This window comes from Vibrio sp. VPAP30 (assembly GCF_001188205.1).
In the GTDB taxonomy this organism is placed as follows: domain Bacteria; phylum Pseudomonadota; class Gammaproteobacteria; order Enterobacterales; family Vibrionaceae; genus Vibrio; species Vibrio bivalvicida.
Window position 1 is genome coordinate 431,793 of sequence record NZ_LBLS01000043.1, and the last position, 24,875, is coordinate 456,667.

General features: G+C 42.7%; 20 protein-coding genes and 1 pseudogene. 18 read left to right on the forward strand and 3 right to left on the reverse strand.

Features of this window, described 5'->3' with window-relative positions:
- Window position 1: 1 nt before the first annotated feature.
- The 6 genes from tssA to tssG all read left to right on the forward strand — a co-directional run bounded on the left by tssA (window position 2) and on the right by tssG (window position 6,819).
- Window positions 2-1,576, forward strand: coding sequence for a type VI secretion system protein TssA (tssA, locus tag ZX61_RS22175; protein WP_049846752.1), 1,575 nt, complete (start codon window positions 2-4; stop codon window positions 1,574-1,576).
- 26 nt (window positions 1,577-1,602) lie between these two features.
- Complete coding sequence (tssB, locus tag ZX61_RS22180; protein ID WP_049846753.1) at window positions 1,603-2,109, forward strand: type VI secretion system contractile sheath small subunit; 507 nt, start codon at window positions 1,603-1,605, stop codon at window positions 2,107-2,109.
- 8 nt (window positions 2,110-2,117) lie between these two features.
- On the forward strand, window positions 2,118-3,593 hold the full coding sequence (gene tssC, locus ZX61_RS22185; protein ID WP_049846754.1) for a type VI secretion system contractile sheath large subunit: 1,476 nt from the start codon (window positions 2,118-2,120) through the stop codon (window positions 3,591-3,593).
- A 61-nt stretch (window positions 3,594-3,654) separates the two neighbouring features.
- Window positions 3,655-4,065, forward strand: a complete 411-nt coding sequence (tssE, locus tag ZX61_RS22190; RefSeq protein ID WP_049846755.1) for a type VI secretion system baseplate subunit TssE — start codon at window positions 3,655-3,657, stop codon at window positions 4,063-4,065.
- Between the two features lie 10 nt (window positions 4,066-4,075).
- Window positions 4,076-5,824: a type VI secretion system baseplate subunit TssF gene (gene tssF / locus ZX61_RS22195; protein WP_049846756.1), complete on the forward strand. Its 1,749-nt coding sequence runs from the start codon at window positions 4,076-4,078 to the stop codon at window positions 5,822-5,824.
- The gene (gene tssG / locus ZX61_RS22200) at window positions 5,821-6,819 is read left to right on the forward strand and encodes a type VI secretion system baseplate subunit TssG (protein ID WP_049846757.1); all 999 of its coding nucleotides are present in this window, start codon (window positions 5,821-5,823) and stop codon (window positions 6,817-6,819) included. The genes tssF and tssG overlap by 4 nt, the downstream gene beginning before the upstream one ends.
- Before the next feature lie 46 nt (window positions 6,820-6,865).
- On the opposite strand, the gene ZX61_RS22205 is transcribed toward tssG, so the two are convergent.
- Genes ZX61_RS22205 through ZX61_RS22215 form a run of 3 tightly spaced genes read right to left on the reverse strand, consistent with a single transcriptional unit; the run spans window position 6,866 to window position 12,053 of the window.
- Window positions 6,866-7,318: an Lrp/AsnC family transcriptional regulator gene (locus ZX61_RS22205; RefSeq protein ID WP_049846758.1), complete on the reverse strand. Its 453-nt coding sequence runs from the start codon at window positions 7,316-7,318 to the stop codon at window positions 6,866-6,868.
- A 31-nt stretch (window positions 7,319-7,349) separates the two neighbouring features.
- Entirely contained in the window at window positions 7,350-10,736 is a 3,387-nt protein-coding gene (gene tssM, locus ZX61_RS22210; protein WP_049846759.1) for a type VI secretion system membrane subunit TssM, read from the reverse strand.
- Window positions 10,737-10,760: 24 nt separating this feature from the next.
- Complete coding sequence (locus ZX61_RS22215) at window positions 10,761-12,053, reverse strand: type VI secretion system ImpA family N-terminal domain-containing protein (protein ID WP_049846760.1); 1,293 nt, start codon at window positions 12,051-12,053, stop codon at window positions 10,761-10,763.
- A 664-nt stretch (window positions 12,054-12,717) separates the two neighbouring features.
- Here ZX61_RS22215 and ZX61_RS22220 point away from each other — a divergent pair.
- The 12 genes and pseudogenes from ZX61_RS22220 to ZX61_RS22275 all read left to right on the forward strand — a co-directional run bounded on the left by ZX61_RS22220 (window position 12,718) and on the right by ZX61_RS22275 (window position 24,761).
- On the forward strand, window positions 12,718-13,320 hold the full coding sequence (locus tag ZX61_RS22220; RefSeq protein ID WP_049846761.1) for a hypothetical protein: 603 nt from the start codon (window positions 12,718-12,720) through the stop codon (window positions 13,318-13,320).
- Window positions 13,321-13,329: 9 nt separating this feature from the next.
- Window positions 13,330-14,820 (forward strand): type VI secretion system-associated FHA domain protein, encoded by a 1,491-nt coding sequence (locus tag ZX61_RS22225; protein ID WP_049846762.1) that lies wholly within the window; start codon window positions 13,330-13,332, stop codon window positions 14,818-14,820.
- Complete coding sequence (gene tssJ, locus ZX61_RS22230) at window positions 14,813-15,316, forward strand: type VI secretion system lipoprotein TssJ (protein ID WP_074181729.1); 504 nt, start codon at window positions 14,813-14,815, stop codon at window positions 15,314-15,316. Before ZX61_RS22225 ends, tssJ begins: the two co-directional genes overlap by 8 nt.
- Before the next feature lie 11 nt (window positions 15,317-15,327).
- Window positions 15,328-16,653, forward strand: a complete 1,326-nt coding sequence (tssK, locus tag ZX61_RS22235; RefSeq protein ID WP_049846763.1) for a type VI secretion system baseplate subunit TssK — start codon at window positions 15,328-15,330, stop codon at window positions 16,651-16,653.
- Window positions 16,650-17,450: a type IVB secretion system protein IcmH/DotU gene (icmH, locus tag ZX61_RS22240; RefSeq protein ID WP_049846764.1), complete on the forward strand. Its 801-nt coding sequence runs from the start codon at window positions 16,650-16,652 to the stop codon at window positions 17,448-17,450. The genes tssK and icmH overlap by 4 nt, the downstream gene beginning before the upstream one ends.
- A 141-nt stretch (window positions 17,451-17,591) precedes the next feature.
- Entirely contained in the window at window positions 17,592-19,103 is a 1,512-nt protein-coding gene (locus tag ZX61_RS22245; RefSeq protein WP_049846765.1) for a PAAR-like domain-containing protein, read from the forward strand.
- A 10-nt stretch (window positions 19,104-19,113) separates the two neighbouring features.
- On the forward strand, window positions 19,114-19,860 hold the full coding sequence (locus ZX61_RS22250) for an AHH domain-containing protein (RefSeq protein ID WP_049846766.1): 747 nt from the start codon (window positions 19,114-19,116) through the stop codon (window positions 19,858-19,860).
- 13 nt (window positions 19,861-19,873) lie between these two features.
- A complete protein-coding gene (locus ZX61_RS22255; protein WP_049846767.1) occupies window positions 19,874-20,449 on the forward strand; it encodes an imm11 family protein in 576 nt (191 codons plus the stop codon).
- Between the two features lie 14 nt (window positions 20,450-20,463).
- On the forward strand, window positions 20,464-20,955 hold the full coding sequence (locus ZX61_RS22260) for a hypothetical protein (RefSeq protein ID WP_049846768.1): 492 nt from the start codon (window positions 20,464-20,466) through the stop codon (window positions 20,953-20,955).
- Between the two features lie 48 nt (window positions 20,956-21,003).
- Window positions 21,004-23,532 (forward strand): annotated as a pseudogene (locus ZX61_RS22265) (PAAR-like domain-containing protein); the annotation flags it as partial.
- Between the two features lie 10 nt (window positions 23,533-23,542).
- Complete coding sequence (locus ZX61_RS23875) at window positions 23,543-24,049, forward strand: AHH domain-containing protein (RefSeq protein ID WP_235431372.1); 507 nt, start codon at window positions 23,543-23,545, stop codon at window positions 24,047-24,049.
- 100 nt (window positions 24,050-24,149) lie between these two features.
- Window positions 24,150-24,761: an imm11 family protein gene (locus tag ZX61_RS22275; protein ID WP_049846769.1), complete on the forward strand. Its 612-nt coding sequence runs from the start codon at window positions 24,150-24,152 to the stop codon at window positions 24,759-24,761.
- The last annotated feature ends 114 nt before the right edge of the window (window positions 24,762-24,875 follow it).

Sequence of the window (24,875 nt, forward strand, 5' to 3'; positions counted from 1 at the left end):
TATGTCGACGATTGATTCAGAAAAGTTGCTCGCTCCGATTTCAGACTCTTCTCCAGCAGGAGAAGATGCCCGTTACGAGTTTTGCTATGAAATGATGGAAGCTGAGGTCAAAAAGTTCGGCTCTCTATTTGGCGAAACAGTCGACTGGAAGATAGTTAAAACTCATGCAACCGAGGTCCTTGAAAGACATAGCAAAGACCTTAAGGCACTATGCTATCTTGTTCGAGCACTAAGTGAAGAGAGCGGATTGCAAGGACTCAAGCAAGGCTTAATGCTGCTTAATGAGTCGTTAAATAGATTTGGTTCAGATCTGTACCCAACTCGGAAACGAGGAAGAGATGGTGCGGTTGAGTGGCTTAACCATCAGTTTAAGTTGCAATGCAGCAAATTAGCTGAGGAGCCTCAACCGTGGGATCTGGTTTCGGCTTGTGTTACGGCAATTGAAGAAGTGCAAAGGCAGTTCGATGACGTGTTTCATGATTCAGAAGCGGATTTTTTCGAAATCCGTACTCAGCTGAATGTGTTATCTCAGCAAGCCGTAGATGACTCTCAAGGTTCATCCGATCAGATTGAACAAGCTCCACAGGCGGTGCCGCTCAATCCCACGGCGCATGAATCTGTACCCTCGGTAGAAAATGCGAAAACGGCACCCGCGCCGACAAGTAAGCAGTCAGACTCGGCTACAGTCGCCACAAACAAACCTGCGATTAAACAAGTCGACGTTGATACCGATTTTACATCACCATCGGCTTCTAAGCGTACTTTGAAAAAAGTGGCGGAAGTAATGATTGGCTCAGATGCCAGTGATCCACTCGCTTATCGCATCTACCGTCATTTGACTTGGGATGATATTGATGGCTTGCCGGATCATCAAAACTTCGAGACTCCTTTAAGTCTTGCAGTTTCAACAGATCAACAAGCGGAATATCGTGATAAAGCTCTTCAAGAGAGTGATATTGATACGATCAAGCGTCTAGAGAGAACCCTCACAGATGCGCCATTCTGGTTGACTGGCCATTACATGGTCTACTCGATGTTGACTAATCTTGGTTTCGATGAGGCCTCTGCTGCGGTAAAGCAAGAGGTGAAACGTTTCGTTGAGTCACTCGAAGGCATCGAACATCTAAAATTCAAAAATTCTATACCATTTGCAGATGAAGCGACAATAAGTTGGTTGTCTACTCAAGTTGCTGATTCATCGTGCTCTCAACCGATAGTTCAGACGGTTGTTATCACCGAAGAAGACTCATCGCTGATGGAGGATATCACCCTAGATAATCTAGGGGAACGTGCTGCAGAACTGGCCCGCAAACTTGAGTTAGATAGCTCAGGAAGAGGTCAGTTTATGCTGTATTTACAACTGATAGCAGCTTACCAGTCTGTCGGGTTATACCCCTTGTGTTTACCATACCTTGAGAAAGGGTGGGAGGTGCAAAAGGAATTTGATCTTGCTAGCTGGGAACCCCACTTATCGTCGCAATTGGAAGACCTATTTCGCAAAACACTTAAACAGTTATACCGAACCAAAGACCTTCTACCTGCGAAATACGAAGAGTGGCAAGCAATTTATGACTAATTACAAAGTTAGATAAGGAACTAAATATGTCACGTGATGGCTCGGTGGCTCCTAAAGAGCGAATTAATATCCGTTATGTTCCAGCAACAGGTGATGCGCAAGAAGACGTAGAACTGCCGCTGAGCATGATGGTTGTAGGGGATTTTACTGCGCGTGCAGATGAAACACCAATCGAAGAGCGTACTCCGATTAATATCGACAAGGACAACTTTAATGAAGTGCTTGAAGGGTATGCTCCAAATGTTAAAGCAAACGTTCCAAACCAGCTTTCAGATGAAGAAGGCGCTCAGATTGGCGTAGATTTAACATTCACAAACATGAAAGATTTCTCGCCAGAAGCGATTGCTAAAAGCGTTCCTGAACTTAACAGCTTGCTTGAACTACGTGAAGCCTTGGTTGCATTAAAAGGCCCTCTAGGTAACGTTCCTGCGTTCCGTAAGAAAATTGCGGCAGTGCTTCAAGACGAAGAAGCGAGAAAGAAACTATTGGATGAATTGAGCATTGGCCAAGACCAAGGCGCTAAAGAAGAATAAGGGATACCATGTCTGCAGAAGCACAAGCTCCAGAGCAAGAAGCTACCTTAGCGGCTTCAGATTCACTTCTGGATAGCATTCTTAATGAAACACGTTTGAAGCCTAGTGATGAAGGATTTGATGTTGCAAAACGCGGCGTTGAAGCGTTTATCGGTGAGTTGTTAAGTAGCTCAAACACTGAAAAAGTAGATCAATCTCTGGTTGATCTTATGATCTCAGAAATCGATCAGAAACTGTCTAAGCAAGTGGATGCGATTCTTCACAATGAAGAGATTCAAGCGGTAGAGTCGACTTGGCGTGGTCTGAAGTACCTTGTTGATCACACTGACTTTAGAGAAAACATCCAAATTGAGCTGATTTCTGCGAAGAAAGACGAAGTTCTGGATGACTTTGAAGATGCCCCAGAGGTCGTTAAGTCTGGCCTTTACAAGCAAATCTATACTCGTGAGTATGGTCAGTTCGGTGGTAAACCTGTAGGTGCAGTAATCTGTGATTACCAACTTTCAGCATCATCACCTGATGTTAAGCTAATGGAGTACATGGCGAATGTAGGTGCGATGTCTCATGCACCATTTATTACTTCGGCATCTTCTAAGTTCTTTGGCCTAGATAGCTACGAAGAACTGCCTAACTTGAAAGACCTAAAGTCTGTATTTGAAGGTCCTCAATACACTAAATGGCGCGGATTCCGTGAGCATGAAGATGCTCGATATGTTGGCCTATGTACATCTCGCTTCATGCTACGTACGCCATACTCAGTAGAAGACAACCCAATTAAAGCATTCGATTACGATGAGCAAGTAACTGACAGCCACCACAACTATTTGTGGGGCAACTCGGCGTATGCGATGGCTTCTAAAATCAGTGAGTCATTTGCTAAGTACCGTTGGTGTCCAAACATCATTGGCCCGCAAAGTGGCGGTGCAGTATTTGACTTACCGGTATATAACTTTGAGTCAATGGGTCAAATCGAAACTAAGATCCCAACTGAGATTCTGGTTTCTGACCGTCGCGAGTACGAGTTAGCTGAAGAAGGCTTTATGGCCCTTACCATGCGTAAAGGTTCTGATAATGCAGCATTCTTCTCTGCAAACTCCGTTCAAAAGCCTAAGGTGTTTGCCAATACTCCAGAGGGCAAACAAGCCGAAATGAACTATAAACTTGGTACTCAGCTACCGTATATGTTCATTATCAACCGTCTTGCTCACTACATTAAAGTGCTTCAGCGTGAGCAGATCGGTTCATGGAAAGAGCGTTCTGACTTGGAAATTGAACTGAATAAATGGATTCGCCAGTACGTTTCAGACCAAGAAAACCCGCCAGCAGAAGTACGTGGTCGTCGACCTCTACGTGCAGCGAAAGTTGAAGTGTCTGACGTAGAGGGTGATCCAGGCTGGTACAAGGTATCTATGTCTGTTCGTCCTCACTTTAAGTACATGGGCGCAAGCTTTGATTTATCATTGGTTGGTAAATTAGACCAATAAACCTTGATGAGCAAAATCAAGCAGCCAGTGAATACTGGCTGCTTTTTTCGTAGGACTGAGTATGGAAAAAGGTTACCGACTTTTAGAGCGTATTGAACTTGGCGAGCCAAAGAACTGCTATGAAAAAGTTGTTTCACACAAGCACTTGATCGAGTCGATACATTTACATTTGGCAGATTTACTGAACACACATTCAGGGAATGCGATGATCGATGACGAGTACGGTCTGCCAGATTTTAATGATGTTCTTTCCAATAACACCAACCTAGTCCGTCACATTCAAAAGAATATCACGTCAACAATAGAGCGTTTCGAACCGAGATTGCGTAGCGTCGAAGTTCATTATCGCGAAGATCACCATAACCCTTTACAACTGGGTTTTGGCATTCGCGGTGAAGTCTCTCACAACGGCGGTAGAGTTCCGATGTCGATTGATGTCTACATGGGTACTGACGGCCAATTCAACGTTTAGTAGGTATCATTTGAGCAACAGTAAGTACTTTCAAGATGAGCTCACGTATCTGCGTGAAGCTGGTAGCGAGTTTGCTAAATATCACCCGAAGTTAACGCACTTTCTTTCGGAAGGAACCTTTGACCCTGATGTAGAGCGACTGCTTGAAGGTTTTGCATTCCTTACAGGTAGAATTCGCGAAAAAATTGATGATGAATTGCCAGAGCTTACTCAGTCATTAATGACTTTGTTGTGGCCTCACTACATGCGTTCGGTACCGTCTTTGTGTATCAGTGAGCTAAAGCCCCATACCGGAAGTGTAACGGAAAAAACCGTTGTAAAAAGAGGGGCAGAGATGGCGAGCGAGCAAGTAGAAGGAACACAATGTTTGTTTCGCACTTGCTACGATGTTGACTTATATCCCATCACGATCACTGGCATAGAGCAAACCAATAGTCGCACCAGTTCAACGATTGATGTCACGCTTTCAACGGAGCATGGTCTAGAGCTGTCTCGTATCGGCTTAGATACTCTTAGGCTACATCTCCATGGCGAAATTCACATATCACGCGCGGTATTCTTATGGTTGTTCAGGTACCTAGATTATGTAGAGCTAGATGTAGGCGGTGGCTATAAACATAAGCTTGGTCCAGAGTTTGTTAAGCCAGTCGGGTTCGAAGAGGAAGAAGCGTTACTTCCTTACAGCAAAAACTCTTTTGCAGGCTATCGATTGCTGCAAGAGCTATTCTCATTACCTGACAAGTTTATGTTCTTTGATATTCACGGTTTAGAGTGGCTCAAAGGCGTTCCTCAACGTAGCAACGTAAACATTAAGTTTCATTTTAAACGTGCGTTGCCGTCAGAAGTGGTATTAAAGGACAAGCATTTACGCTTGCACTGTACACCAGCGGTCAATTTATTCGAAAAAGACGGTGACCCGATAAGGTTAGAGCATCGACGTAACGAATATAAAGTACGTCCTCAAAGTACTAGCCAAGAGCATTATGAAGTTTACTCCATTGAGCATGTTGAAAGTTGGAGTAAAGATGAACGGCGCCGCAAACCATTGATTGAGTTTGAGACTTTCGAACACCAAATCAATCAACGAGATAAACGTGAGTTTTATAAATCGAAGGTGGGTGAACGTGTAAGTGGCCGCGGATTAGAGCGATATATTTCCTTTCACACCCATAATGGTGACATCGCCGATCTAGGTTCTGAAACGGTATTGATGAAATTGCAATGTAGCAATGCAGATTTAGCCGAGCGATTATCCGTCGGAGACATCACTTATGCCACTCACAAGTCACCGACATTTGCGACGTTCGAGAATATTACTAAGCCAACGCAATCTGTCAGCCCTCAAGTCAATGGCGAGCTACAGTGGCAGCTAATTGCAAACATGTCGTTGAACTATTTGTCTTTAGCAAATATCGATGTTCTTAAGGTTTTACTATCGACATACGATTTTCATTCTCGCGTTGACAGGCAGGCACATCGAGCTTCAATACATCGACTGGATGGCATTATTTCTTCTGAGATGAAGCCTATCGATCGTGTGTTTAGAGGTGTCTCGGTGCGTGGCAATCAGTTCAAGTTAGTCACCAACTCAAAATACTTTGTTAATGAAGGCGATATGTTTTTGATGGTGAATGTACTGAACGAGTTCATCAGGCTTTATTCAAGTGTTAACTCATTTACAGAACTTGAGGTCTTTGATGAAGCGAGTGGTGAAGTATACAGGTGGGCAAGCTTAATCGGACAACAGACAATATTATGATCAATGTACTATCTGAAGAGTCGTACGAGTTCAGCTTCTACCAGGCAGTGTTGTTGCTCGAAAAGCACTATCAGCGCCTACCTGATTCCAATTTTACTGCGGTGGGTGAAAACAAGTACTTTCACCAAGAACGTATCGAGTTTAGTGTATCGCCGAAGCTAAGCTTCCCTAAAAGTGACATGGACTTCATTGTCCATATGGAACGTAATGGCCAGCAATACTCTCGAATTGAAACCAATTTTCTAGGTTTACACGGAGCCAGTTCACCGTTACCCGCATCATACACGGAAAAGCTAGCAGGCAGAGATCCAGAAGATAATCCGGTTAAGGGGTTCTTTGACTTCTTCCATAATCGTTATACGAGCTTACTTTATCGTGTATGGAAAAAGTATCGCTATCACGTTCAGTATCAAAGTGGTGCTAGCGATGCATTCTCAGGCCGGATACTGCATTTAGCGGGTCTGTCTGGTGTGATGCAAGATTGTGATGTCGCTGAGCTAGATAGGGCAAAAATACTATCTTACGTTAATCAATTATCCACACGTACGCGCTCCCCTAAGTTGATTGCGGGGATAGTTTCTCACTACTTCTCTCTGCCGAGCGTGAGAATTGAAGAGTGGGTTTACCGAAGAGTAAATATTGCTGAGTGTCAGAGAAACAAGTTAAACCGATCCAATTGTGTCTTAGGTCAGACTTTACACTTAGGTCAAAGTATTGCTGACTTAAATGGCAAGTTTAACCTATGCATAGATGATATCGACTTTGCCACTTTTAGACGCTTCTCTTATGGTGGTGAGCTGCACAATACATTGGTTGGGCTGATGCGATTCATACTGCGTGACCCTATGTCTTGGGATCTAAAGCTAACGGTGAACCTTGATACAGTGCCTGCGAATAAACTGGGTCATGGGGAAGGAAATAGCTTAGGACAGACGGTATGGTTAGGTAATCCCAGTGAGAAAGACGTTAAGATTAAAGTTATTGGAAGTATTTAAAAAGCCGCTCGAAAGAGCGGCTTTTTTCAATGGAATAGATCGACTACTAACGACTAATCGGCTGGTGGAGTACTACAGTCGTATCCAGCTTTTGAATCCCACTAAAAGACTCAATCTCGTTGGATAGATGGTGAATAGATTGTAGGTCCGGTGCTTCGATCAGGGCAATAATATCGAAGTTACCGCCAACAACACTCGTTAAGCGTACTTCCGGGATCTCTTTAAGCGCGTTTGTGACATCGTTTTTTTTGCCTTTCTCACAAGAAATAAGCAAGTAGCTCGCTGCCGTACGCCCTTCGTTTTCGACACGTATTTGAGCAGTATATCCTTTGATAATACCAGTCTGCTCTAATCGGTTGATTCGCTCGGCCACTGCTGTACGAGACAAACCGATGTTACGAGATAGGTTTGCGATTGACTGACGTCCGTTTGATAACAGGCTCGAAAGTATTTTTCGATCCAACTTATCTAAGCCTTGTAAAGTCATGTTAGAAATCATGTGTTCTGCCTAGTTTATTTTTATATATTTATTAAATTGACTCTGGAAGTGTAAAGTTATACAGCTCCGCTAGAGTAAACGGGTTTTTCTGTGTCAATGGGGTGATACGAAGGCTCAAATCCCGTCCTGACACTTTTATGTTACTGACGAAGCTACCGTTATGAGTGTTTGTCAGGGACGAATCACCTAGCAATCTATATATCGCCCATTGACCACTCTTATTTAAAACGTGCTGTTTACCTTCGTCGGTTACATCTTGGATCGTGATGCTGATGTTGAAGTCACCGTTTTGTGGTGGCCACTCCATTTCACGAATTCTGCTTGGACCGTGATAGTAGCTGATATCAGTGTCAGCAATTTTTATGCTGGCTCTGATGGCACTTGAATCAAGGTCTAGTACTTTGGTGCTAAAAGGTATGTTAACGCGGTTAGTACTTTTATTAATTAGCGTATCTCTTATGACATTGTAGTTGCGTAGCTGCACCAGCATCGCAGGAGAGAGTGGCATAGTCTCGCCATCAACCTGTTTTGGTGTCCATAAGTTGGTGTCATAAAACGGTGCAAAGTTCTTTTGTATAAATGTGTCTAGTAATCCACCCGACGCGAAGAGTAGCTCAAAGTCTTCAATCGAGATTTCTTCTGTTGCCGATAGATCGAAAGGGTACTTGCCGAGGCCGAGTTCTTTAAACTTGGTATAAACCTCGCTATACCATTGAGTTTGAATGCCTTTTGACGATTCAGTAATCATCACCGACCAACTCTGTTGTACGACGCCAAGAAGCCAACTTCTGACTGGCTCAGGCGATTTTTGCGCAATTTGTTTGAGTTTAATTAGCGGATCAGCATCCGTACTGTTCATTCGATGCTGAGTAGCGGCCAACGCTGCCATTTGTGGATCTGGCGCATCAGCAATGTCTTTCATGTAGGTACGAACGCGGCTAAGAGCTGCAATTGTTTCGTCCCACGGTGTCGGAGAGTTTGGAGTCTCGCTTACTTGCAGTTGGTTTAGCAAATGGAAAGCCTGCTCGACACGTTTCATCAGTAGGTAATCAGGTTTGATCACTTCTTCTGCTGCTTCTGAAGCAGAGTTGACGACATCTAGTAGCTTTGGGTTGACCTTTGAAACTAGCGCATTTTGTTCTCCTACAGGAGAGAACTGAGTATTGGCGTAGACCTGCTTTAATACAGTAGTCAAAGGAGATGAAGGCCCCGAGATCAAATCTACGGCATTGGTTAGATCGCCAACATTATCATAGTGCTGTACTTTGAGTTCACTCAGCGCGTTACGCCAATAGCTAATGTAGTCATCAGTATATTTCTTGCGGACCTGGTCTTTAAAGGCCTCTTGTTCTTGCGCAGTAGGGATAACATGATTCGACAATCCAAGTACCCAGTTGTCACTAATGACTTGTTGAGACAATAAATCTACACGAGGACGATAAAAAGTGCTGAAGCCTGTGGAAGTGTAGGCTTTGTCAATCGCCAATCGTTCTGCATCAGTAGGTGTAGAAAAGATGTTGCTAAACTCAAACCCAACAGCACGTTGAAGATCTAAAGTGCCCAAACCAATGGCTTTTGCTTGGCCTAATATGCCAGCGTAGACAAGGTCAACATTGGAGTTCGATAGCAACGAACGTCGAGTGGCACGAACGATGTCCATACTTATGTTTACAGGGGCAAATTCAGTACGGAAATAAGCATCTAGATAGCTCATCGTCTGCTGCACCAGTTCAGGCTCACTTAGTTCGCCAAGCACTTCTAAAGTTTGGTTGCGAAGAAAAGTGATATCTCGCTTAGAAGGGTCATGGAGCATTAAGTACCCTTTAAGCAATGGCATCGAATGATTGACGTCATGAAGATTTTGCGTCAATTGAATACGATAACCACTTTCTAAAATCGGCATTATTTGCTGAGAGACCTGTTGGATGAGTGCCCCATACGCGATTTTAGTACTTTCGTCTAAACGGCTAATATTCAGTGGCAATAGTTCGTCATCTAGAGCTTTTGAGCCACTTAACCATGCATTGTACGAAGGCTGGACTGCTTTGTTCGCATCAGAGAGTAAAGTGTTAAAGTCTGAGTTTTGATCTCTTTGACTTTTGTCGTCAATTCCAAGCAGCTGGTTGATGACACGTAAATTACTATCTAGCGTAGTAGCGAAGAAGTAACCACCGCCGACAAGTAAAACAACGGACGCCAGCATGGCTAGACGACTTTGCCTTTGAATTATACGAAGGTAAGTTTTGTTCTCTCCGGCGAAGTCACTTTCAGGCAATACCTGAGAATCCATTAAAAATCGTGAAAAGTAAGGGGTTTCTGTTAAGTGGGTATGCTCTGACGCAATGATTGGTAAGTTAAAATAGTTGCTACAACTTTTGGCTAATAAGTTGTACTTTCGACCACCTTGTAAGCTAGAGCAGAAGAAAATTTCACGGATGTCTAACGCGTATAAGCCACTATTTGCTTCGCAAAGACGATCAAGAATGTAGCCGATTTCTGGTTGACAGAGCTCGAACTGCTTTGGAAATGAAAGAATGGCTTGTTTCTCTGCAACATCGTTCGATGCTGATGAAGAGTCTAGCGCATTAGTCTCAAGTACTTTTACCAGGTTCTGATAGCTGTCGCGGTAGTACTCAGTCAAGACCCCTTTTGCTTCTTTTAGTGGAATAGAAAGGAACTCCACACGAGATTTGAGTGAGCTGAAACCTACATATTCTTTGAAGCCATCAAGCTTATCTAACTTGGACATCATTAAGTACACAGGCAGAGCTGACGATGTTTTTTCGCTGATAGACTTCATGCGCTCTAGCAATGCGGTCATCGTATAGTCTTTTTGCTCTGGCTCTGAAATGATGAGGAATTCAAAGTCAACAAACAGTAGGCAGCCAGAAAAGGGCTTGCGTGGTCGATAACGGATCACTTCGTCAACAAATGTGGTCCAAAGAGATGCGTCGCTGCTTGAGACCTCTTGGAATACCAACCTTTGATCTGGTTTTACATAAACAGCATTGTCAGATTCGTACCATTGGAAAAAATCGTTTTTCGCGGTGCGAGTCTTGTCCATAGGTTTAATGGCACTAGAGTTAAACAAAAACTGACATCGCCCAGACGCTTTATTACCAATCATCAAGTAAATTGGCTTTTTACCTGCGTTGGCAAGCAGTGGTCGTATGACCATAGATAGAGCTTCTTCTTCTGTCTCGAGGTGCTGCGCTTTTAAGTTATTTTTCTTCTTATACCAAAGCGTGATCTGAAAAATTAGATAAAAAGCAAATATCGCAGCCAGCCCTATCCACAGATACAGCTTTTTTGCATCTTCAAGCCAGAATAAATATACGGCGGTCAGTGTCGCTGCGAGGAGCAAAGCAACGACGGTGGAAACCACGATTGGGTTTCTAAGTATTTTTTGTTTGAACATAAGCCTACGTTTTTTTTGACGTTGTTATTTATTGTCGGTTTTGACTATTTTTATTTGCTTTAACTTGTATAGATAGGTGTTAAGCAACAGGAGAGAACGCTCTACTTCCGATTGTTGCTGTTGTTTTTCCGCGTATTCAATTCTACCTAGTAAAGGAAATAGTGAGTTGCTGTATTTATATGCTGCGATTGCATCTTGATCTGAGTTCTGATTTGCGACATTGGCGAAGACAGTTCTAGCATGTGCAAACCGCTTGTGAATGTTAGTGAATTCGTGCTCGAAATTGCCGCGTTGTGCTTCGAAACCCTCGCGAAGTTGCGAAATAGAAGATGAGTCAGGATAAAGCGCAGTTAATTTTAAAGTCAGCTCATCGATTACTTCGATATTACTGACTTTGACAGGGTCAAAATACCAATTGCTCATAAGGGAGCTAAGGCGGTCTACCGCAGGTTTTCTTAGCGTTGCTGTATGGCGTTTGTTTTCATGACTGAGAGAGTCAACGATGGAAGACAGCTCTGTTAAAGATGCATCGTTAATCTGTTGCTTAAGCGAAGAGTACTCATGTTGCTTATGAATGAAATGTGCAGAAAAGGCAACGAAAATTAATCCGATCAGTGCATAAATGGCGACGTTACTGGATTTTGCCTCTTTTGGTTCAGGCGTGTTTTTTGCTTCGACAGGCTTTGTTGGAGGCGCTATCTCAACTTTGATTCCAGGTACCGGCGGTTCTGTGCTTCTAGGCTTTGGTTTATTTGCTGTTTCTAGCGCTATGCGTGCTTCCTTGAACTCTTCAATCCATTGATTCAATATGCGACGAATACGACCAAATGAAGGCGCTTTGATGCCATAGTGCAGGCGCAGTTCTTCTTCAATACGTAGGCATAGCTGGTGGGCTGCTTCTATGAGTGGTAGCTCTTCAGGGCGAGGCGTGTACTTTTTAATACGTTTTTCAACATATTCGACCATCCACTCAATGGCACTCATTCGAGCATTTGGTTTAGAGTGCTCAGGAAAAGCGGAGTACCAGTAGACAATACACAGATCGAGTAGCGAGTTAAGGCCTTCGACGAGTCCTTTTAATCCTTCATTATGGGTTGACGCAACAGTGTAGTAGCAACTACAGCGAAAGTCCTTGCCATGAGAGGTGAGGATTTTTTTTGATAATGTCTGAACAATTTTCCATGACACTCGACCTGTCACTTTATTCAAGTTATTTATTTGACGCTTGATCTCATCAAAATCATCTAAGCCGTTAGGGTTTAAACCGCTTGGATTATTTTCATCGATCGGCCTTCTGGCGAAGTCGCTGAAAAACATAATTCTAGTACCAACTGTTCAATAAATGTCCACACTATGTTGTGTGATACGAAATATTATTATTAAGACTGATTAATCTTTTTTTTTGGGGATTTTATAGTCAAAAGAAAGAAATTGAACAATAACTAGTAATAAAAAACATATAAATTAACTTAATGTGAGCTAGATTCACATTTTTTGTGTCTATCTTGAGACTATTAACATTAAGTTAAGTGCTACTGATCGCAGATATTGGAATTTTTTGTGCATATATTAGTCGTAAAATCATCAATCTCATTTATAAGACAGCCTGATTGTGGAATCAAAGTAACAGCTTTCATGTCTATGTTTATTAATTAGAGATAATTTTTCTTAATTATAGAGAATTTTTATAAATTGGAGAGTGCTTGAGTCATCGATGGCAATCAAGCTTATGTCGTGTTCAAGTTTTGACATGGTTTTCGAAGCTCGGTTGATAGCGGTTCGGTTAACAATTAGGCGATTTAGGCTAATTAAGCCTGTTTAAGTAGATCCGACTTTGTGCAATTTATAATAGTTAAATTGCTTTTATTTATAGTCGAAATGCCTTATTTGATGGGGGTATTTTTTACCTTATTGAAAAAGAGAAGATTATTGATATCTTTCGCCTCTAATTCTAATCGTCGGTTTTTCCTAGAGGGACGAAATGCTAAAACCAAGTCAAGTCGGGCTGATTTCAGCTTTATGCCTATTCTCAACCTTTGCTGTAGCTAAAGGTGAGCGATACGGTGCATCGGTAAACATGCTAACTATCGATAGCATTAAATATGATCAAGGTTCTAGTGGAGAACAAGATACATTTCGCTATGGCATCGTACATACCCGTCCGATTGATGAGAACAACAATCGCTGGCGATGGTGGCTTGGCCTAAACTACTTGTCTGAAGATGTTAAGGCTCCGGCAAACGGCGTTTATCAAGAAACAACTAATTTCGAGTTGCGCGTTGTGCCTCAGTATGCACTCGAGACGTGGTCTGTCTTTACCCCATACATCGGTGCTGGCCTGTCGCTTGGTTACTCACAGTACTCAAACCGTTGGAAAGTAGACAACGAAGGCTTCAGATATGGTTCGCAACTTGAAGATATCGATCAATTTGAAGTGGGTGCCGTCGCGACAATTGGTACGGTAATCAAGTTAGGTAGCAATCCTGACGCACATATTCAAATCATTCCCCAAGCTTCCTATATCCTTCCTGTGGTTAATGATGGAATCGGCGGCGTTGAACTTTCTGTCTCACTGCTATTTTAAAGGTTAGCAATGCGCTTAAATCAGCTTGTTCTATTCATTTCTAAATGCCCAGAGGAGTACACTGGCGCCAAGCACATTGAAATGCCAGAAGGTGGCGGATCAATAGGTAGGGCTGCCGGTTGTACTCTATCTCTTGCAGACCACAATAGATTCATATCCGGTACTCATTGCTTGGTAAGTGTTTATGGTGATACTCACTATATTAGTGATGTAAGTACCAATGGCATTATGGTCAACGGCAACAAGATTTTGAAAAATCAGCCAGTATCTATATGCAATGGTGATGTCATTTCGCTCGGACAGTATGAGATCGGAGTTTCCCTCGAACTTGTAACCACTAATCAAGATATAGCGGCTGACATTGCACCGGAAAGGGTGTCGAATGATCCACTGCTCAATTTAGGCGAAGCAATGGTTGAAGAAGAAGACCAGAGCGGCGTACTAGAAGATCTGTTTATGGAAACAAAACAGGAAGAAGTAGATAGCCATGATCCTGTCGCGCACCTTAATTTTTCTATGCAGCGAGATGACGATTATCTGATTAAGGATGTAGAGCGCCCAGAGCAAACCAAGCCTATTTCAATCGAAAGTACTCGTCAGATTGCTGATGACAGCTTGAGCATTCATTCGGAATTTGATTTGCCAAACCTAATACCTGAAGACTGGTTCGGCGGCGATAAAGCAAGTCAATCGAGTGCTAGTGAATCGATGCAAGTGTCCGATCTTTCAACTGAAAAATCACAAGTCACCAGAAGTACACCGACAAGTTCGCCTGTTACACAGCCTGAAATAGCCGCGCAGCCGAAAGTCGAACAACCACTCACCACCTCGCAGGCTCCTGCTGAAGCAGTAGGACAAAAGTGGGAAGAGGTTACACAGCCATTTACACCTTCATCTCATCAAGCTGACCAACCAGAACATTCGCAAATTGATCCTAAAGTGGGTTTATTTACTAGTGAACCTGAAGAGAGTAAGAACCTCGCTCAATTTGACGATATCAGCCAAGCATTTTACGAAGGTCTTGGTATTAATAATTCAGAATTAATCAGAAACGATGCATCGCTTTTCAGGCAGATGGGAACGTGTCTGCGTTTATGCATGGATAACTTGCAGAAAGACTTACGTGAAGTTGAAGCTTTAAAAGACGAGCCGAGCGCAAATGAACCTGCTGCTAACTTAGCGGAGTTGATGCTCACCTTGAACAGTCAGAATTTGCTTTCCCCCAATGAGCTGGTTGAACAAATGCTTGATGAGCTTAACGATCATCAAGTGATGTTTAACCGCGCCCTTAATGATCTTCTAGTTGAGCAATCAAAAACAAATGACCCCGAGGCTTTTGCTAGTGAGCGTGCCAAAGGATCTATGTTTACAACTAAATCCAAGCTTTGGGCAGAGTATCTCGACTTTTACGCCAGCAATCGCCGCCAGTTCAATGAAGGCTCATTGAGTGGACTGATTAAGAAAAATTACAACAAAGCTTTAAAGGGAAACCATGCGTAGAATCATCGTATTAATTGGCTTTGCTCTACTACTGTCTGGGTGTGCGATGTGGGAGCAGTTTAAAGAGTCTTCCGGCATTACCCCCGAAACATCGTCAATTGAGCTGGTTATTGAGGCTTCATCAGTATTGAATGTTCGCGAAGGGGGGCAGTCTTCACCTGTCATCCTGCGCATTCATGAACTCACATCTCCGGTGCTTTTCCGCAGCTTAGATTTCTTTGCATTATTTGAAAATGACAAAGCTTCACTCGGTGATGAATACATCAAGCGTTACGAATATCAAATACAGCCGGGCGACAAGATTCACGAGTTGCTGATCTTAGCACCCGAAACAAGAGCAGTAGGCTTTTCGGTAGCGTTTCGCGATATAGACGGATCTTCATGGCGCAAAGTCGAGATCATTGAAGAGAAGAGTGAATACTTTTTAAACCTCAACATTGAAGGCAGTGAGTTAACGTCAAATAATACTCGCGGCATTGAACAAGTTTACTTTTAAGGGATAGAACCATGTCTTTATACAATCCAGTTGTTTGGCAAGATGGAATGTTCATGAAGCCGCAGCATTTTCAGCAGCTTGATCGTTCGCAAAGTAAACTGTCTAGCATGCTAAGCTCTGTTGCATCGCCGCTTCATTGGGGTATCAAACGGTTAGAGATCAACTCGCAGTTATTGGCGTTAGGCAAGATTGGCATTACGCGCGCCGAGGGAATCCTTCAAGACAGGACGCCATTTGATCTGCCATTATTGGCTGAACTGCCAGAAGTAAAAGATGTTGATCCCTCTATTGCAGATAAAGTGGTTTATCTATGTTGTCCACTGCCATCTGAGCGTTCGGAACTTTTTGGTACAGATAAAGACGATGCGCGCTACACCATTGAATCGCAAGAAGCGGTAGATGCGTGCTACGACTCTGAAGATATGGCCAATATAGCGGTGGGCAAGCTTAACTTCCGTTTAATGTACGATCACGAAGACAAAAGTGCCTATACATCGATTCCAATCTTAAAAATTTCAGAAGTTAAGCCTGATGGCAGCGTTATTTTAGACGACAGCTTTATTCCAACCTGTATTGATATTCATGCTTCTGCAGTGCTAAGTAAATTTGCCACTGAGTTTGCTTCTATGCTCAAACACAGAGCAGAATCGATTGTCGAAAGGCTGGGTGTGGTTGATCAGCAGGGGGTATCTTCAGTGTCTGACTTTATGCTCTTGCAGGCACTTAACCGATACGAACCGCTTTTCTGGCACTATGAAAGTAGTGAAGGCATTCACCCGGAGTCTTTATACCGTACACTGCTGCAAGCGGAAGGCGAGCTTTCTACCTTATGTTCTGCGTCGCGCAGGCCGATTGAGTTTACCAAATACAACCACGGTGATTTGAGCAGCTGTCTTTCGCGTACATTAGATAGTGCGAAAACAACCTTAAGTGTGATGTCTGAGCAGCGTGCAATTCCACTTACATTGAAAGATCAAAACTATGGCATTAGAACGGCTGCACTTCCTGATAGCAAGCTGATTGATACCACGACCTTCATTCTTGCGGTTAAAGCCGATGTTACGCTCGATGTGCTACATACTCAGTTTGTTAGCCAGACTAAGATCGGCTCAATCGACAATATCCGTGATCTGATTAACCTGCAATTGCCGGGAATCGAGATCAAGCCTATGCCTGTTGTGCCACGCGCTCTACCATACCATGCAGGTTACACCTATTTTGAGCTTGATAAGAGTGGCGAAGAATGGGCAGCACTGAAAAACACTGCAGCGATCGCCGTTCATATCGCAGGTGATTTTGCTAACCTATCATTGCAACTATGGGCTGTACGTCTATGAGTTATGCAGAAACTGATTTAACGGTAGTACTGTTCCAGCCGGAACCAGGGAAACCGCTGGAGGTAATGCCGCCTCCGGATCTCTCACGCAATATCGCGGTACAAGACCTTAATATCGAATCGATGGGAATTAACCCCTTGGTCGATCAGTTCTCTTGGCTAATTGCGACTTTGTCTTGCATGTCATCTATCCCGTGGTTAGACGACCCAATGCCATTTCGTGAAGAGGTGGCGCGCGAGATCCGCAAGGGCGAACGCAAACTTAACGAGATGGAACTAGACCGCGCTTCAATACTGGTTATCCGCTACTGTTTGTGCGCCGCGATTGATGAATCGGTATGCCGACAAGAGTGGGGGGCAAATAGCCATTGGAGTCAGAACAGTCTGTTGTCTGAATTTCACAATGAAACCTCTGGCGGCGACAAGTTTTTCATCATTCTAGAGCGACTAAAAGCAGACCCGCGAAAGTACCGTCATGTGATTGAGTTCCTTTACCTGCTACTGCAACTTGGTTTTCAAGGTAAGTATGGCCGTGAAGAGCGCGGAAACGAAAAGCTTTCAGAGATTGGTAACACCATATATCGCCTTGTGCGCGATGACCGCCTAGCGGAGCAAGAAAAAGTCTCTTTAGTTAACCTAAAAGCTAAGTACATAAAGAAACCGCTCAAAAGAGTGGTTTCGCCTAAGTTGATACTGGGCATTAGTGCACTTACTTTTGCTGTTATGTATGCAGCGACTTACATCGTGATCGACATGAAGTTTCAGAAATTGCTAGAAGTCTATCAACAAAGTATGTAATTCAAAGTGAGATCTTCTGCCAGATTTTTAAGTTAGCGTGATTTTTCAGGTTACTTCCGTGGAAATCACTAAGCATTTAGAGAGATTGCAATATGCGATCTCTTTTATTATTCACTCATTACATATTCATATGGATTGGTTATGGGCGTAACAGTTTGTGCAAATGGACTCAGCGTAGTTCATAAAGGGTCGGGCGGTGAAGCAAATGCCACGCTTCCCGACGTGTGTCTGACGACAGTAGGCAACTCGGTAGTGCCTATTCCGTATGGCAATAACGCAAAATCTGCTGATTTGGCCGATGGCACCACGACAGTGTCGATGGATGGTGGTAACAGCATTGCAATCAAAGGCAGTAAGTTCAGTGCCAGTACGGGTGATGCTGGCGGCGACAAAAAAGGCGTATCTTCAGGAACGATAGAAGCCGAAGCCGAATTTATTTCCGCTTCACCGACCGTTAAATTTGAAGGCAAGGGCGTGTGTCGCCTTTCCGATCAAATGACCATGAACAAAGCCAACACCATGTGTTTAGGTGGCGCCCAGAACCCATCTGTGACTGTGACGGAAGAAGCTGAAGGGACTTATACGGTTGATCTATTCTTAACTTACTCTGATGGCGAGCCTGTGCAGGGTGCGACGTATAAACTCATTGATCAGACTGGAGCGACATTTGAAGGAACGCTAGACAATAGCGGTAAAGCCACGGTCGGTGGTGTGGCCCCAGGAGAGTTTGATATAGAGTACGGAGAAGATAGTCGTGACTTTATGCCCAATGTTCCAACCAAAACCAACCCGAATTTTAATCCGAACGCTAATGCACAGCTGCTTATAGAAGAAGCGAAAAGAGGGGAAGTCGGTTTTTGGGAAAATGCCTGGAAACGCATGTCGGGAGCGGCTAGCTGGATTTGGGGTGTAATACTTGGTGATTTTAATGACGATGCTTCCGTAGAACAAATCATTGCCAACACCGCCCTGACTATGATTCCCGTTGTTGACCAAGCTGCTGATGTGCGAGATCTTTCTGCGAACGTGATGACGTTGTTAAGTGAAGAAGAGCGCGATAAACCGGAAAACTGGTTGGCACTTTCTTTGACACTAATTGGCTGTATTCCGACGTTCGGCAGTGCAGTAAAAGGAACTTGTAAAGTTGCTTTAAAAGGCGGGAAAGGTACTTCTAAGGACACGTTACTCGCGGTTCTTCGTGGGATGGGTAAAGGTGATCCAGAAAAGTTCTTACGCACTCTAGATTGGGTAGACTACGCAAAGCAGGCAAGTGGAATAATTTCTGACGTACTCAAGCCATGTATCGAAGTAGCAACCGAGCTTGCCTCTTACGCAAATAGAATGGGAGCAGACGAACTTGGTGCCTATTTCTTAAAGCTCGCTGACGAAGTGAAAATCATTGACAAAATGGTACCAGATAAGTTGAAAGAAGCGATGGGCGAATTTGACGATCTGTTTGCTCGTATCTTAGGTAAGAGTGAGAAAACTTATCCGGCGAAGGTTAAACACAGTAAAGGAAAGTCCTCTCAAGCTGGTCGTACCGACGATAAAACTAGTGAAGAAAAGGACAGAAAGACTGCTAGATGTAAGATTTGTCGTCGAATAGCTGGTAAGGCCAAAGGACAGTGTACCGAAGCTCTCAAAATGAAATAAGGAATGTAGCATGGGGATTATAGAAAATGAAGGCAGGTATATTCGTTCGAAAAGCCTGAGGGACTCAGCGGTAAAAAGAAAACACCCACTAAATTTTATGGATAGATCCGTTGCTTCTCATCATATTATTTCTTGTGAGGCTACGAGAAGGTTATCGAGTTATCGAAGAAAGCAAATTACTTACAAAGGATATGATGTAAACCACCCTTGGAATCTAGTTATTCTTCCCATGAAAGATAGAATTGCCTGTCACTTCAAAATGCCACTTCACAAATCTGGACACAAAGATGAGGGTATTATTACTCACTACGAGAGATCTCTGGGGGTGTCTTTAGCTGGTTTACAATCCGAACTTGTAGATGAGGCGAGTCAAGAAAGTAGCCAAGATAAAAGGAAAATCCTTGCGGATGATGTCAGTGTTATAGATGTTCTAAGCGGGTATCATAAAATTGTTGGGGTTAAACTGGCTAGAGCATTAAAAGGTTTGACATGCAAAACCAGTAAGGAGGGGTTTTCTTCTGCATTGGATGATCTATCTATCGAGATACTAGGTGAGATCAGTAGAGATAAATTGCTCTTAATTCGAAGAGGGAAAGACTTTGCAAAAAACAAAGCTGGATGTGAAATCTGCCAAACACCTGGGTCAAACACTAAACGAGTGCATTTTGGCCCATTAGATAAGGCACCTAGTTTAGCCAAAGTACGTGTTTTTTGTTATGCCGGACGTAGACTAAAAACAGTGAAAGAACAAAAATGAGTGGAACATTTATATGTATTTATCCTTGATAACAGAAAATTATTTTACATCTAGTGTTAATTTTACATCGGTAGACAATAGAGAATCGCTGTATAGCACTAATATTTTTCATCCTACGTCTTCAGAAAACTCTATCGTATGGCAAGAGTCAGAAAGCGGGAGCATAAAAAATGTTGGCCCAATTGTTGATTGTGGTGATTTATCCGTAAGCTCGGGATTTGCGTCTAAACTGATGAGTTTTGACCCTTATGGAGTTGAGGTTTATCCCTCTAAGCTAAAACTTGATGACGGACAGTTAGAAGGAAGGTATTTAGTTGCTGTAAATAATATTATTGACGTGCTAGATGAAAATAAATCTGATATTGAAATCTCCCCTCGGAGTGGGAAGAAAATCGTACACGAACTTTACTTTTCAGAAGAGAAACTTCGTAGTATCCCTATGGATAAGAGAATAGCCTTCAGGGTTAAAGGAGCTGAAACGGCATTGTTTTTCTGTGAGGAGTTGTTTGATGTATTGGATTCATCCTCTGAATTTGATGTTTTAAGAAAAGCTAAGATTAGCACCAATGATATAGCTCCTAAATTTTAAATAAAGGTAGATTCATGAGACAAGAATACAGTGTTCTAACAAAGAGGAATCTAACTAGCTTTCCTTTCAAACAAACTCCAAAACCGATTGTACCAGTTGAGCCAGACTTACTACTGGAAATGACTTTCTCACCAAAGCTTTTTATTATTGGGGATATTGCCTCGAAGGTAGAGCAGCTAGTGCAGCACGGTGTGGAGTGGCTAGATGCTCGTGTCGATTGCTCTCCTAGCCAGCCTTCAGATGACCAAATCAAGGTTTACGAAGATTATCGAATGCCGTACATCCATCAAACCTATAAGTTGACGGACAAAGAAAAACAATACGGTAAGTTGAACTGGTTAGATGTTGATTCTACAGAGTTTGATTTCTCCAAGCTAGAGCATGTGCCTCTTGAAGAGCGTTTAATATTTAAGCTAGAAGAAGACTATGGCTTGGTATTTATACACGAAAGCGTGATTGAGCTACTCAAAAAACACGTCAAAGATGTATGGGTTAGAGATGTATAAAGAGCGCCGAAAGGCGCTTTTTCTTTATCAGATTTAATAACTTTAGAAGACAAAAAAGGCGTATCTTCAGGAACGATAGAAGCAGAAGCCGAATTTATCTCCGCTTCACCGACCGTTAAATTTGAAGGCAAGGGCGTGTGTCGCCTTTCCGATCAAATGACCATGAACAAAGCCAACACCATGTGTTTAGGTGGCGCCCAGAACCCATCTGTGACTGTGACGGAAGAAGCTGAAGGGACTTATACGGTTGATATTGAATGCCGTTATCCTGATGGCGTGCTTCTTAAGAACGCAGACTTTGACATTACCGACGTCTCCGGCGGGGTGCTTTCTTCCGGTCATATTGATGATTCTGGCAAAAGCAATGTGTCAGGCTTAAAACCCGGTCAAATCAAAATTCTAGCTAAGGAAAGTGCGGATGATTTTGTCACGACTCCTGTTCGCATTACCAACCCGCACCACCTGCCGGATTACAATGATTATGACTTTTTTGATAGGTCTGCTCAGGGGCAGCAAACCTTTTGGCACCCAAACCGCATTGCCCCTCCAGTAGAAGGTTGGGGGACCATGGGGCCTAGTCTCACTGCAGACCGATATTTCGCCGATATTGTGAAAGAGGAAACGAAAGCTCACTTCGAATTTAGACACCCTGATTTTCAGTTCAGCGTATTGGCAGAATCGTTAATCGCGGGGATTGATAGCCTATCTGAAGTCAGCTTTGACAGTGTACTGGTGAATGGCTTACCAATGGTGATGGAAGAAGGGGAAATTCTCTCCGTATTATTCCGTTTACCCAAGCATGAAACGGCAGACCGTATGCTGGCTTACATGCGTGCTCGAGGTAAAGGTAATCCTCAGACTTTTATCAATAATTATCCTTGGGACAAAGCTAAGAAAAGCCTCAATTCAGAGATTGATGGGCTGTTAAGCAAGATAAAAGGGCGTGTTGAGTCTCTAAAGTCTGAAGCCAGTCGGTTGAATTACGTTTACTTGTCTTCTGATATCTATGAAAAGCATGTAAGTACCATTGATACTTATGCTAAAAAACTGCCCGATAATCTCAGTCAAGCTTTCAAGCGTATGGAGAAGAAAGCTAGCCAACTTATGAGTGATGTATCGGCTGTCTCGGTCATTCAAGCGCCTGATCATGTTTACTCTGCGGAAGCAGGGGCTATTGAAGTTGTGGTTAATGCGATACAGAAAATAGATTTAGAGGAGCAGAAATGGGTCAAAGTCCGTGCAATATACTCCGATCGGTGGCAGACACCTATCTATGCTCAAAACCTCAAAATAACCGCTAACTCAGTGGTGCATGAAGAGAACGCATCACTCAATGCTCTACCCTTGAATAGCACAGAATCTGAAACCATAGATTTGGCTGTCGAAACAAATCAAGTTGAAGGTGGTGTAGCGGTATTTGACACATTAAAGCCTAACACAGATATCGTAACAGCAGAGTTCGTTGGTGAACCAGGTATTGAGGAGCAAATCGTCAATATCCAAGACAGCGTTGAGGCAACACTTGATGGTACATACAACGCACTTATTGAGGACATGAAAGGGTTCCAACAACAGTGGGATGAAGAGGGTTACTGGACTTTAGGTGATGGTGTGATTGACGGTGCCCAAGCGTGGGGCGCTGATATAGTTGATATGTTGTCTCCTAGTTTTTGGGGAGACGCTGCGGACACTATTTCAGATTTATCTTCTTCTGCTGTCGATAAATTGGCGATTTATTCAGTCGATAAGTTCAATTCCATCACCAAGGCAATGCTTAACGAGAAGGGGCAACTGAAAAATCCGACTTGGGTATTGGAAACATTAGGAAGAGAGTTTGACTCATTCCAAGATAGTGTTTTTGAATCTGTCGATGAAGCGATTGAAGATGTGAGTAAGCTGTACGCGGAAAGTCAAGATGTGGTGCGAAAGCTAGAGTGTATTGCTAAGCATCGACAGACGATTCTAGAGCTGCCGCAGAAAATCTCTAATGGTGATGTTGATGCGGTCGAAACCTTTGTTGATACGGTGCTGATGGAGCTTGACCCTGATTGGGCACAGGAAATAAAGAGCCACGAACAGTTCCCTAACGCAATGGCGATCATAGAAGACCACGACACGATTCTGACCTATGTGACTTATCTATCTTTAATGCTTGAGGCTATTCCACCTAACTTCTATTTCTACTACGGCGGTAAAGCGGGCACATATTTGATCCTTGAACTGATTCTCACCGTTGTGCTGGCCATTTGTACGTTAGGCACAGGAGCAGCGGCTCGTATTGCGACACTGGTAGCACGTTTTGCGGGAGGTGCTAAGAAGGTCAAGGGAATAAGAAATGCGGCTAAGGCATTGGATTCATTTATTAAGGCTGTGGAAAGCTTGATTGATGTACTGTCTGATTATCAGGAGCTAGCGGAAAAACTGGTTAAACGCCCACTTGGGAAATTCAAAGGCAAGCCCGTTACAACTATGACTGCGAAAAAGAAAGCGGTGAAACGAGATGCAAGCTGTAGGCTTTGTCATTCCAACCAACATAAAACGCCTCGTTATAAACGGGGTGAGTTAGATTATATTTAGGGTTTAAAAGATGGGATATAGAAAAAATATTCTGAATCGCATAAAAAATGATTTGTCGCATCCAATAAATCATGGGTTTAAAATGCAAGTTCACCACCTAGTCTCGAAAAATGGTGTGACTAAATCTGGAAAGAAAAACATTCTAGAAGCATATGGTTATGATATAAATTTAGCGGGGAATTTGGTTGCATTGCCATCAACATTAGATGGCGCATGCCATTTGAAAGTGCAGCTTCACAGAGGTAATCATACTACTCCTATTGAGGATAACGACAATGACAAGGTTCACCCAATGTCTTATCACACTTATGTGAAAAAAATGCTAAAGCCAGCCGTCAAAGAAATAAAAACAAAATGTAAAACGAATGATATACAAAAAGTACAAGCGTATTTAAATCTACATAGTCAAGTTATATTAGATGATATATCTGACTTTAGATTACCATTGACGAGGGTTTTTAAAGCTTTTGAATCAGGTGCGGTTGGGTGTTTGGGTGAAAAAAAGTTGGTAGTTTAGCAAATAAAATTAAACTGAATATCCCGTGTACTTGCGATCGTGTTCATTCAGAGTACAATTCGTTTCCGTCAACAGGCTATACACTTAAACGAGGTAGGTAATGAAAAATTATAATGATGAATACTATATTATTGAACAGGACTACTCCTTCGAAGAGAATGCAGCATATCCATCCGAGTCTTCATCAAATTTTGACTACGATTATGATGAGTTAGTACTAGGAACTAAGCCTTTAAAGTTTCACGCAGAAATCAGTGATGTTGGAGACTTTAAATCGTCTTATATTTTTCTTTACGATGGGCCTTCATTTCTTGTGAATACAGATCTTAAGGAGAAAATAGACTTTGGTCTATATGGCTCTCAATTCTTTCCTGCAATTATTGTTGGAGAAGACAAAGGAGTAAGAGATGATTTTTGGGTTCTTAACACCTATGATATGCTTGATGCTTTAGATGAAAGTAAATCTGATATTAAAACTATTTCCGAGAGTGTTGATGGTCTATCAATGAGCGGCTCGGTATTAAAATATTCACTTAATTTTGAATTGCTTTCATCAATCCCAGAAGAAGAAAGACTAATATTTAAAATGTCAAATACAAGCACTGAACCTGTTTTTGTTCATGAGAAAATTGTAAGAATATTTAGAAAACTATCAGTTGAAGGTGTGAAATTTTATAAAGTCAGTGAATATGAATTTGGTGATGAGTTTTAATAGATTAATTTGTTGTTTTAATTCAAAAACCTGAAGATAATTAAAAATTACATTGCAAGCTGTTTTTATATCAACGCTTGAGTGCTCTGTGAAATTAAGTGCCCGAGTATGCTT